This window comes from Chitinophaga sp. sic0106 (genome assembly GCF_019219075.1).
Lineage (GTDB): Bacteria > Bacteroidota > Bacteroidia > Chitinophagales > Chitinophagaceae > Chitinophaga.
Genome location: NZ_JAHUWJ010000003.1, coordinates 130,660 through 142,767, shown reverse-complemented (window position 1 = coordinate 142,767; position 12,108 = coordinate 130,660). Strand labels below are relative to the sequence as shown.

At 47.9% G+C, this 12,108-nt stretch carries 7 protein-coding genes; 5 read left to right on the top strand and 2 right to left on the bottom strand.

Annotation, left to right across the window (positions count from 1 at the left end; translation table 11 throughout):
- Positions 1-163 precede the first annotated feature (163 nt).
- From KW844_RS05555 to KW844_RS05535, 5 genes are all read left to right on the top strand, one after another.
- On the top strand, positions 164-796 hold the full coding sequence (locus tag KW844_RS05555; protein ID WP_073086933.1) for a TetR/AcrR family transcriptional regulator: 633 nt from the start codon (positions 164-166) through the stop codon (positions 794-796).
- Complete coding sequence (locus tag KW844_RS05550; RefSeq protein ID WP_218375722.1) at positions 786-2,156, top strand: TolC family protein; 1,371 nt, start codon at positions 786-788, stop codon at positions 2,154-2,156. The genes KW844_RS05555 and KW844_RS05550 overlap by 11 nt, the downstream gene beginning before the upstream one ends.
- Positions 2,157-2,220: 64 nt before the next feature.
- Positions 2,221-3,309: an HlyD family secretion protein gene (locus KW844_RS05545; protein WP_218375721.1), complete on the top strand. Its 1,089-nt coding sequence runs from the start codon at positions 2,221-2,223 to the stop codon at positions 3,307-3,309.
- Positions 3,310-3,483: 174 nt separating this feature from the next.
- Complete coding sequence (locus tag KW844_RS05540) at positions 3,484-5,067, top strand: DHA2 family efflux MFS transporter permease subunit (protein ID WP_218375720.1); 1,584 nt, start codon at positions 3,484-3,486, stop codon at positions 5,065-5,067.
- Between the two features lie 127 nt (positions 5,068-5,194).
- On the top strand, positions 5,195-5,770 hold the full coding sequence (locus KW844_RS05535; RefSeq protein ID WP_218375719.1) for a hypothetical protein: 576 nt from the start codon (positions 5,195-5,197) through the stop codon (positions 5,768-5,770).
- Here KW844_RS05535 and KW844_RS05530 read toward each other — a convergent pair.
- Positions 5,767-6,228: a DUF962 domain-containing protein gene (locus tag KW844_RS05530; RefSeq protein WP_218375718.1), complete on the bottom strand. Its 462-nt coding sequence runs from the start codon at positions 6,226-6,228 to the stop codon at positions 5,767-5,769. The two genes, KW844_RS05535 and KW844_RS05530, sit on opposite strands and share 4 nt — an antisense overlap.
- Before the next feature lie 43 nt (positions 6,229-6,271).
- On the bottom strand, positions 6,272-12,010 hold the full coding sequence (locus KW844_RS05525; RefSeq protein ID WP_218375717.1) for an alpha-2-macroglobulin family protein: 5,739 nt from the start codon (positions 12,008-12,010) through the stop codon (positions 6,272-6,274).
- Positions 12,011-12,108: the final 98 nt, after the last annotated feature.

The following is a 12,108-nucleotide window of genomic DNA, read 5'->3' as shown; positions in this document are numbered from 1 at the left end:
TGTTAAGGAATAGTGAAGTCAAAATTTATATTTTATCTAAATGTACTTTAAATCATTTAAATATAAGTTAGTATTTAAAATATTTAAACAAACGATTAATTAAGTTCTTGTTTAAATCAAACGTTTGTTTAACTTTGTGCCGTCGAAACAATAATCAAGAAACATGGAAGGATACAGTGAAAAACAACTCGGTATTTTATTAGTCGCCGAGCGTCTGTTTGCCGACAAGGGCTTTCATGGCACTTCGGTAAGGGATATAGCACAGGAAGCGGATGTGAACATTGCCATGATTTCCTATTATTTCGGCTCAAAAGATAAACTACTCGAAGCGGTATTCCGGTATCGTATGACAGCCACCAAAGCTTTTATACAGGATCTGGTAGATAATGATACCATGGGACCGCTCGAAAAAATATACTCGCTGATTGATCGGTATGTGAACAAGATGCTGAATGAGCAGAATTTCCAATGCATCATGAACAGGGAGCAGATGAACCGGGAACAAAGTCCGGTGAAAGACCTCATCTGGGAACTGAAAAGGGAAATGATGGGACTGATGGAGCCTATCGTTACCCGCGCACAGGAAGAAGGTACCTTCTATAAAGATGTAGACGTGGTATTGTTAATGTCCAGTCTCTTCGGCACCATTCACCAGGTAGTTCCTGCCAAATCGTATATCAGATCAAGTCCTGAATTTGCGGATATGCCCGACGACGAATTCGTTGAATATCTTAAAGTCAGGGTGAGCGCCCATCTTAAAAAAATGTTTAAAGCAATCCTTACACATGAATTCTAAAAGCATATACGCACGATTATATGCGCTTACAACGGGAATCTTGCTGACGCTGGTTTTTCAGGCCGCCTCGGCACAGCAACAGTCTGCCACAAAGCAACTGTCGTTAAGTGAAGCCATATCGCTGAGTATTCAAAACAGTAAACAGTTAAAAGTAAGCCAGGCAAAAATTGAAGAATCGAATGCCAAACTGAAAGAGGCTAACGAACGTCAACTGCCCGACTTCAGTGTTACCGGTGCTTACATGCGCGTTACCGAACCTAACATCGATCTGAAGATGGCAAAGGATAACTCCGGCTCCGGTGGCGGCACTGAAATGCCTAAGGTTAACAGCGCAGCCTACGGTATGGCTAACCTCAGCATCCCTGTATTCGCAGGTATGATGATCCAGAACGGAAAGAAAGCAGCCACTTACCTGGCTACCGCTTCCCGCCTCGATGCTGAAAAGGATAAGGAAGACGTAATGCAGAACACCATCGCTGCTTACGCTAACCTTTATAAAGCACAGCAGAGCGTAAACCTGATGAAAGAGAATGTAAGGCAATCCTCCCAGCGGGTGAAAGACTTTACCAACCTGGAGAAAAACGGTTTACTCGCCCGCAACGACCTCTTAAAAGCTGAACTAAACCAATCCAACTACGAGCTCCTGCTCATGGATGCGGAGAACAGCCTGAAAGTGGCCAACCTGAACATGAACATCATGCTCGGTCTGCCGGATAACACCGTGCTTGCACTGGATACCACCATTTTCAACAGCAGCAGTCAGGTAGATGCAAGAGGAATAGGAGAGTTTGAACAACTGGCCTATCAGAACCGTAAAGATGCACAATCACTGCAGGCGCACGAAGGTGCTGCTTCAGCCAACGTGAAATCTATCAAAGGTGAAATGTATCCTCAGCTGGCAGTAACCGGTGGTTACGTAGCGGCTTACATTCCAAATTTCCTGACCATCACCAACGCTATCACGGCCGGTGTGGGACTGAAATATAACATCCATTCCATCTGGAAAAACAAATCCAAAGTAGCTGCTGCTAACGCTCAACTGGCTCAGATCCGCGCCAATGAAGCACAGGTAACAGATGCCATTCATATGGATGTATACCAGTCATACGAAAATTATCTGCTGAGCCACAAGAAAATGGATACCTACGTTAAGGCCATTGAGCAATCAGAAGAGAACTACCGTATCACTAAAAATAAGCACGACAACGCCCTGGCAACCACCACGGACCTGCTGGATGCCGACGTCGCCAATCTCCAGTCACACCTGAACTACGCCTTCGCTAAAGCAGAAGCCATCGTAGCCTACAACAAGCTGCTGCAGGCAGCCGGTATCCTGGACCAGTCAATCAATAAACAATAATCACACAAATTTATAAGCTGTGGAAACGCAAACTAAAGCTTCTAATAATACTAATAATACAACCATGCAGGAAACAACCGCGCCTAAAAAACGCAGCAAAGGGTTCGTCATCGTACTGGCAGCGCTGGTAATTGGTGGTGGCGCCTTCGGTATCACCAAATATATTCACGGTCAGCACCACGAAGAAACTGATAACGCGCAGATTGATGCTAACGTGAGCCCGGTAATCCCAAGAGTTTCCGGTTACGTGAAGGAAGTACGTGTGAAAGATAACCAGTTCGTGAAAAAAGGTGATACCCTCATCATCCTCGACGACCGCGACCTGGCCATCAAGGTGCAGTCTGCCGAAGCAGCCCTGCTCGCCGCTGAAGCTAACAAAACTGCCGCAGCTGCCGCTACACAGGCCGCTGAAACCGGTATCGGACAAGCACAGGCACAGATCGGCACCATCGACGCGCAGATCGAAGCCGCTAAAGTAAACGTTTGGAGAGCCAACCAGGACTATGAACGTTATGCTAACCTGATCAAAGATCACTCCATCACCCAACAGCAATACGAACAGGCGCTGGCTGCCAAGCAGTCCGCGGAACGCCAGCTGGATGTACTGCAGCGCCAGAAAACTGCCGCTACACGCCAAACAACAGTAGTGTCTTCCCAGAGCACTGCCACCTCCAAACAGATCAGCCTCGCTGATGCTGCCATCAAACAACGCCAGACAGACGTTGCCGATGCTGAACTGGTAAAGAGCTACGCAGTACTGATCGCTCCTGAAGATGGTTACCTGTCTAAAATATATGTGCAGCCAGGTCAGTACGTAAACGCCGGACAGTCCCTGTTTAGCGTAGTACTGAACAATACCCCGTGGGTAGTAGCTAACTTCAAGGAAACACAGCTGACCAAAATGAAACTTGGCCAGAAAGTAACGATCAAAATCGACGCTTATCCTGGTAAAGAGCTGGAAGCTAAAATCACCTCCTTTGCGCCAACAACCGGTGCTAAGATGGCCCTGCTGCCTCCTGATAACGCTTCTGGTAACTTCGTGAAAGTGGTACAGCGCCTCCCGGTGAAAATCGAATTCACAAATCCTTCTGATGAACTGGTTAAAAACCTCCGTCCAGGTATGAACGTAGAGGTAGATGTTCATCTCGACTAATCTGCTTTAGCAGAAAGCGTAATGACCCGGAATTAATAATTAATGGGAACCATGATCACATAATCGGCGGAAACCATTAGCATAAACAAAGAATCATCAAACGGCCATGCTCCGGCATTAATTATTAGTTCCTGGTCATACAGCTTTCTACTTCTCTATATAATTTAGTATTTCATGCTGCAACAAGAATCATTGATAGAATACGGCTCGCGCAGGGTGATCATCACGATCACGGCTATATTTTGTGCGCTGCTGGAAATCGTCGATACCACTATCGTGAATGTGGCACTTAATGATATGCGCGGTAACATGGGAGCCACCATGTCGGAAATTGGTTGGGTAATTACGGCCTATGCAATCGGTAACGTAATTGTTGTTCCAATGACCAGCTGGCTCTCTCAGCAATTTGGCCGCCGTAACTACTTTGCGGCTTCCATTATCATATTCACCGTGTCGTCGTTCCTTTGCGGTAACGCCTCTGCCATGTGGGAACTGGTACTGTTCCGTTTCATACAGGGTATTGGTGGTGGTGCACTGCTGGTTACTTCCCAAACTATTATTACTGAAAGCTACCCACCGGAAAAACGTGGTACTGCACAGGCAATCTATGGTCTTGGCGTAATCATCGGCCCTACACTCGGCCCGCCATTAGGTGGTTTTATTACAGATAACTACTCATGGCCTTATATCTTTTACATTAACATTCCTATCGGTATTATCGCTACACTGCTTACCCTGCAGTTTGTACGCAGCCCTAAATACGCAGAGAAACGTTCTGTCAGCGACGTGGACTTCCTCGGTATCGGCTTGCTGGCATTATGTGTGGGTTCCCTGCAGTACGTACTGGAACGTGGTCAGGAAGACGACTGGTTCAATGATCCGTATATTACGATCCTTGCCGCCACCAGCGCTTTAGCGCTCTTCTTCTTCATCTGGCGTGAGCTTACCTATAAATACCCGATCGTAGAACTGAGAGTACTCAAAAACGGGAACCTCAGAACAGGTACTATCCTGTCCTTCATCCTCGGTTTTGGTTTGTACGGCTCTACCTTCATCATCCCGCTGTATACACAAGGTATCCTGGGATGGACCGCCACACAATCAGGTATGCTGATGGTGCCTGCGGCACTTACCACGGCATTTATGATGCCTATAATCGGTAAGATGCTCGAAAAAGGGGTGCCCCAGCAGTATCTCGTGGCCGCCGGTATGTTCCTGTTCTTTGGATATAGCTTCTGGGGATATAAAATTCTCACCCCGGCAGATACAGGCTCCGATGCCTTCTTCTGGATGCTGATCGTTCGTGGGGTAGGTATGGGGTTATTGTTCATTCCAATTACCACACTGGCACTCTCCAGCCTCAAAGGGCAGCAGATCGGCCAGGGTGCAGCCTTCACCGGTATGATGCGCCAGCTCGGCGGTTCCTTCGGTGTAGCACTGATCACCACCTTCATGACACGGCGCACACAAATGCACCGGAGCGACATGGTAGCCTACATCGACACCAACAACCCGGATGTGGTAAACCGGATCAACGGCCTCACTGCCAACTTCATGTCCAAAGGATTTGATATGGCCACCGCCAAACATAAAGCGTACATGGTACTGGATTATAGTGTTACCAAACAGGCTTCTGTACTGTCTTACATGGATTCCTTCCTGTATCTCGGTATCCTGTTCCTCATCTGTATCCCGTTTGTACTGATGGTACGCACCAAAAAACAACAAGGTAAGCTCGACCCAAGTGCCATGCACTAAGGCAAGAGTGACACATAAAAATAATTGTTGCAATAACAGTGTAACAGTTGTAGGTTTAGGTAAATAAGCCCCGATATTCATCGGGGCTTTATTTTTTTCGGTATATTCAGGATAAGAATATACGCCCATGGAAACGTTTAGTCATGTACGTACCGTCATCGGCATCATCCTGAGCCTCAGTATTGCCCAGCTTCTCAAGGGTACTGCAAAGTTCATCCAGCACCCCGGCCGCCAAAAAATCTATTGGGTACACCTGGGATGGGTACTCTACCTCTTCCTGATATTATTACACTTCTGGTGGTGGGAAATCAGCCTCAGCAATATTGTGCAATGGACTTTCCTGGAGTACTTTTTTGTGACCATCTACATCATCATGTTCTTCGTGCTGAGCGCCCTGCTTTACCCGGATGATATAAAAGAATATACGGGCTATGAAGATTATTTCTACTCCCGGCGAAAGTGGTTTTTTGGCTTGCTGGCGCTTACTTTCGTGGCTGATGTGGTGGATACACTTATGAAAGGCGAAGCCTACTTTCATATGCACTATAACGCAGAATACCCCATCAGGGGTATCACGCATATCCTGCTTTGTTTACTGGCCATTAAGTATGCCAACAGAACATTTCACGGTTTTTTAGTGGTCCTGGTCATCCTATACGAGCTATCATATATCCTGCGTTTATTCCTGACCGTTCATGGTTAGAATGGAATGCCGGCCTTGCGGTAGATAAAGCTCAACAGCCAGGCCGGCCCTATCAGCAAAAATTGCAAATCTTTAAAGAAAGATGGTTTGGCACCCTCAATCTTATGCCCGATAAACTGGCCTACCCACGCCACCACAAAAATGACCAGGGATAATATCCAGGGCGTGATGCCAAAACTGTCCAACACCCGCCAGGCCCACAGGCAAAGCAGCACAAATACCAGCATGCCCATACTCAGACCGGGAGAGAGCCGGAAGTAATATATCAACACCAGCAACAGCGCTATATGCGCCACCGTTACCTGCAATCCGCCAATATGAAAGGGAAGGGGGATGCTATATAGTAAGCCTACAATACTGAAAAATATCGCGGGCACACAAATCCAGTGAATCGATTTGTTGGTGGCGTTGCGGTGGCTGGTGCCGTATTCGTCCAGCCAGGACTGTATGGATCTCATATGGTGGATGATTGGGTATTACTAAATATAATCAATTTTTTCCTTATTTGATGGGTACCCTTTTCATTGCTTCCCGGCCATGAAACACGGGGAAATACATCATTTCCGCTTTGGCGGGATTCAGCTGGAAGTTGCCGGTATACCGGGGCATCAGCGGAATGGTAAACGTGTAGGTGCCTTTATGCAGGTACTGGCAGAAAATACTGACTTTTTCATAGTAATACTCGCGGTGTACCTCACTGTTACTATGTGGCTGGGGCTTCCCGTTATAAGAGCAGCCGGCAGGTATCGGTACTTCAATCATCACGAAACCGGCATCTTCCTTTACTTCCACAATGGCCTCCAGCGTTACTTTTTTACCTGCTGTGAGCGTAGTTAGCACGGTGTCCCCTGCCTTGAATACGCTGCGCACTTTAAAGGCGCTGTCCACCCGCGCCGGGTTGGTATTAAACCGGTGTTGCCAGGTATTCAGGTACAGCATACGATTGCCCGTTTTGGAAATGCTGAGCGCCTGCCCGGCAGGTAATTGCGTTTCATAAGGGAACCTGGTAACGGTGGTATTATTCACCTGCAGCAACGGCGCTTTTTGTTCCTGCTCGCGGAGAATGTCATCGCCAATGGTTGCCATGATTGTAGCTGATTCATAGGTATTGCGCCAGCATAGCGGGCCACGTTGATCCAGCAGCCATGCCCTGGTAGTACGTAGCAGGGCATCATGGCCACCTTCCCGGCGCAGCACGCGGTAGGCCAGCAGCGTGTATTGTATGCGGCTGTTGTAAATATCCAGGCTATCGGGCCCCCACCAGGTGTTGCCGAACAGGTTTTTTTTCACGGATTGCAAGAGTGGTGTTGTGCTAACGGTAATGCCTGCACGCTGTTTGATTTCAAGCAGGCGTAGTTGTTGTATAGGGGTGAGATGTAAACCGTTAATGGTATCTACATGTGCCCGTAAGTTAAACGTGCTGTCGGTATCCCGGAGGTACCCCAGGAAGTCAAGCCGCGTGTCGATGGAGTACTTATCGATTTGCGGCATTAAGAATCGGGTCAGATCCTTATTGTCCGATTTATTCCTGAAGCCCGCCACCGCTGCCATATCCATTGCTTTCAGTACATGGGCGCTGATCCAGCCGGAGGTGGCGCCATTTGCCCACCAGCCCCATAAGCCATCCATATTGCGGGATTTCTCCAGTTTGCTGATCATATTGCGGATATGCTTATTGATGTGGATGTTGGTGTCCAGTGCAGCGGCCCAGCGTTTTTGCAGTAATGCAGCGATCAGCCTGGATGCCAGTTGTTCATTACAATCGTACCGGTAGGTATACAGGTTCTCCGCCTCCTTCAGCAATACCGGCATGGCAGATGTAGCGGCGTACAGGTGAACTGCTCCTGTATCCCGGGTACCTGGCAGCGTGAGGCTGGTATCTCCCGGTAACTGGAAAAACTGACCAAATGCTTCGGTAGTCCCAGCCGGGTAAATCGGAATTGCGCGGTATTCGCCATCTCCCCAATCATTATTACTCATTTCAAATTTATGGCGCAAGCTGTCATTTGCAGGAACCGGTACCGTACTGGTTTCTATAAGACTATGCTGCAACTGAAGCATCCCGTTTTTCAGTTGCTTACCATCCACGGTAAGGGTACGGTTCACTTGTATGCTATCCCCGTTATAGTTCATAATTTTGGTGAGCACATCCAGCGTATCGCCTGCCAGGGTAAACTGTGGCAGGGCCAGGTTGGCGCTTACCTGGTTATAGGCCCGGATAAGCGTAGAGGCAAAGCCTGATTGTTTATTATTGCCCGCTACCAGTGCGTACGATTTCCAGCTGGTGATATCATCCGGGAAGGTGACGTTAAAAGAGGCTTCTCCATTTTCGTTGGTACGTAACCGTGGTTGCCAGTAAGCATCGTCTCTGAAATTATGACGAAGGGGCGCTTTAAGGTTTTCTTCTGCTACTGCAGGAGCTTTCAGGCCGCCTTTCACGTTGGTGGTAATGATCACTACCCCGTTGGCAGCGCGGTCGCCATACTGGGCTACTGCCGCATCGCCGGACAAGACCTGCATATTATTCACCAGGTCTTCGCTGATATCGGCCAGGGTGCCATTAAACGGAACGCCGTCTACTATCAGCAACGGCGCTTTCGAATCATCTGTGCTTCCGGTACCACGGATGCGCAGCTCCTTACCTATCCCGGAAAAGAATTTTCTTTTGGCGGCGCCTACGGATACGCCGGCAACCCGGCCTTGCAGCGATTGTGTAACAGACACTGTAGCAGATAAATTTTTTCTTTGCGTGGTGCCGTAACCCATTACCACCACTTCTTCCAAGGCATCTTCGCGCGGGAAGAGCATGACATCATAAATCTTATCCGACCGGATCATTCGTATTGCCATATTGTAACCAATGCAATTAAATGCCAGTGTGCCCGTTTCCGTTACATGCAGTGTATAGGCCCCCTGTTCATTGGTATAGGTGCCTATCTGCGTGCCCTGAATCATTACGCTGGCTCCCGGAATAGGAGTGCCGTGACTATCACGCACCGTTCCCCACACGAGTTTTGTAAGGCCCGCACCTTTATTGGTAACCGGTTTGGGATCAGGATAGGTAGCCGGCTGCTTTGGCTGAGGCGGATTAAATTCCCGCTCATAATTGCCGGTGATGATGGCCATGTTAAGACGCTGCCGCAAGCGATTTACAGTATCGTTATCCGGCTGTATGTTTAACTGGCTGTATTTGTAAACCGATTCGTAGCCTGTTTTGCTTTGCAGACTATCCAGTGTAACGAAGCCCTGGCGTTTCATCAGCACCAGCAGCTTATAATAACCGGCAGGTTGACGGATGATGTCTATGTCACGTCCCTCGGCCATTTCCAGCCACCTGGCGTCATCATATTTATATACAAAAACCTGTCGTATCTGTTGTTGGATACTGTCGGGCAACAACAGCCGGATGTTATTCTTAGCGCTCCCGTATGTCTGTATTTTCATCCCGATGGACTCCAGATGGCTGTTGTATAAACTGTCCATGTCGGTGGAAGTAAGCACATAGTCGTTCAGCCTGAGAGGATTATCCGGCAGGTTCAGCAGCCGGTGGCTGAAATAGTCCTTTGCCAGGTCTACCTTTTCCATCTTTACGAGTCCTTTGGTGATCGTATAACGGTAGCCAGGTTCGGGATCAAATTGCTGGTGCATTAATGGACTGGCAAAGTAATAACTGGAGGATTGTAAAACTGGTCCTACTATTACATCCCGGTAGTGTTGCGGGGTAATGTGAAATATGCGCCCGTCATTATTGACATACTGTGGGGTGGAGTTTTGCTCCGCATTCAGCACCAACAGCCGGCCATTAAGCACACTCTTTTCCAGTTGAGTGAAATATGGTTTTTTACGGGGTGTGATGGTGATACCTGGCCCGGGCTTGTCTACAGGTATACTGATGAAAGTTTTCATGCCTTCCGGGGCATATACTGAATCTACCACCACTTCATATTCCGCTGTTACAATACGTATCGATTGCTTACCCGGCGTCACCCGGAAACTATAAGGATAGTCCGGGTAGGTGCCGAAAACATACTCCAGATTGTCGTTTATCCATACCAGTTGTGGTATTAGGGAGCGGTTGTTTTTTATAACGAAAGGAGCAACTTGTGCAATACCGTTAATGGCGGGTTCGAAATTATAAAGCAGTCCTTGCGGGTGGAAGAAACGGAAATAGGGCATGGTATCCAGGCCGAGTATAGTTTTCCACCGGCTCCAGTTCAGGGGGCCATTTTCCTGGTAACGCTCTTTGGTAGCCACTCCCATGGGAGTCAGAATTTTTGGTCCGGAAATTTGAAAGCGGTTGAGGTAAGGTACTTCCGGGTCAGCCGCATTAAATTTGGCAGTATGGGCGTAGGCGGTAACGTCCGCATCTGCTACCGGTTGCTGCTGGTCGTTACTAACGGCAACGGTTATACGTGCGGTTTGCCCTGGCTGAATGGTAGGAGGAGCCTGGATTTTTACATCGAGACTGGCAGGAAGGTAATGTACATATTGTCCGTAATCGGTACTAACATCTCCATAAATAAAAGAAGTATACAGGGTATAAGTGGTGTTGGCAGCTTTGGCGGCCCAGTCGAAGGAAGTGCCTTTACCGGAAATCACCTGTTGCTTACCAGCATATACCTGGTACCATACAGGCACTTTATGAGGGTTCTCCAGGTGAGCAAAAATGGAATCCTGCTGCCGGTAACCGGCAAATGAAATCCCGGACTCGTTTCTTTTTATATCATACGACTTTGTATAATCGTCTGCAACAGCTGTATATCGGGCTATATAGGGAGATGCTGGTATCGTGGCGGGTAATGTTGTCAGTAACTGGCCTGTGCTATCGTTGGCGGCGTTGTAAAAAATGATCCTTGCAGGGGTGGACTGGGGAAGGCCACCAGCGGTATAGCTAATGGCAATGGAATCGGCCAGGTGTTCAAACCGGATATCCTTTACCGTTTTTTTCCGGGAGAAGTAAAAATTTTCTGTTTTGGTATCGTTACTGCTGCTGTTCAGTTCACACCGTACCCTGCATTGAATTGTTGCATTCGGGAAGATGCTGTCCGGAACAGTCACTGCAGTTTCGCCGGTTGGTTCCAGTTGCACTTCCTGCTGCCATAGCTTTTCAGGGATAAAGGTGGTACCGGTTTCATAATCGGAACTGGAATAAATATTAACGGTAACGGTTACACGACCATCCAGCACGGGCAGATTATTTTCATCTGTTGCTTTCAGAAAAAATTTCACCGGCATACCGGGGGAATAGGCGGGCTTGTCGCTCCGCGCACTGAAGGTGAGCTGGCTTAATTCGTATGCTTCATATCCGAAGGTCCGGCTGATAAATTCTTTTTTTCTGTTGGTTTGTAAATGTGTGCCGAGGCTAAGTTTGTACTCGTTGTCCAGACTGAGGTCCAACGCTTCCGTGAGTACAAATGAATGTTCGTATGCCCCAGGGCGGTAGGGATGCAGGACCTGTAAAATGGTATCTTCGTCTTCTTTCGTTAATCTCAGTTGCAGCGGGGTATTCACAGGTGTTCCCTTTGCATTGGTGATAAAGGCTTTGAGCCGTACGGTGTCGCCCGGTTTGTACTTAGGTTTGTTGGTAACGAGGTAGCCTTTATGCGTGTTGTGATGGGAAGTTTTCAGTGCTTTCCATTTTCTGGCTATCCAATGCGTATTGAAATACTTATATTCCTGCACATAAAAGAAATTGGTGACCCCTTCATGTTTAACTTTCAACACGCCTTTGCTGTTGGACCTGGGGAGTCGGTAAACCTGGTAGGCCGTTTGGAAGGGCAGTTGTTTCCGATGGAAAATGACCTCCGGGGTGCTTAGTGGGAGGCTGTTTTTATCTGTCAGGGAGATATAACGGCCATCTGGATTTTTATTCAAATGTAACCGCACGTTTTTCACGGGGTAATATTCATATCGCAACAGATTTTTTTCACCATGGACGAGCAGGTAATGTCCGGCCGGAATATCGGCAGGAGTGGGAGCATTAGCTGGCCAGGAGCGCACAAAAGTATGGAGCAGTGCATCTGTAGGAGCGATAGTGCGCACTTTGTTTATTTTCGTACTGCCGTAGGCGGTACTTACCTTAGCAACTTGCAGGGATGCCTGGAAGAGCTTGGCCGCTTCGGCATCAGTGATGCTGAAGAGCGCAGTGGTTTGTCCGGCCGTTTTACTGTTGGACAGTTGCTGGGCATAGGTGACTGCAAAAGTCAACTGGATAAGTACAGCTGTCAGAATTCTTTTCATGGTAAGGGAGTTGGCATGAATGTAAGTAATTAAAGAGTAATTTTTATGCAGTTGGGGCGGTTACCCTGTTAACAGGGAGAAAGGATATTGCACCTTTT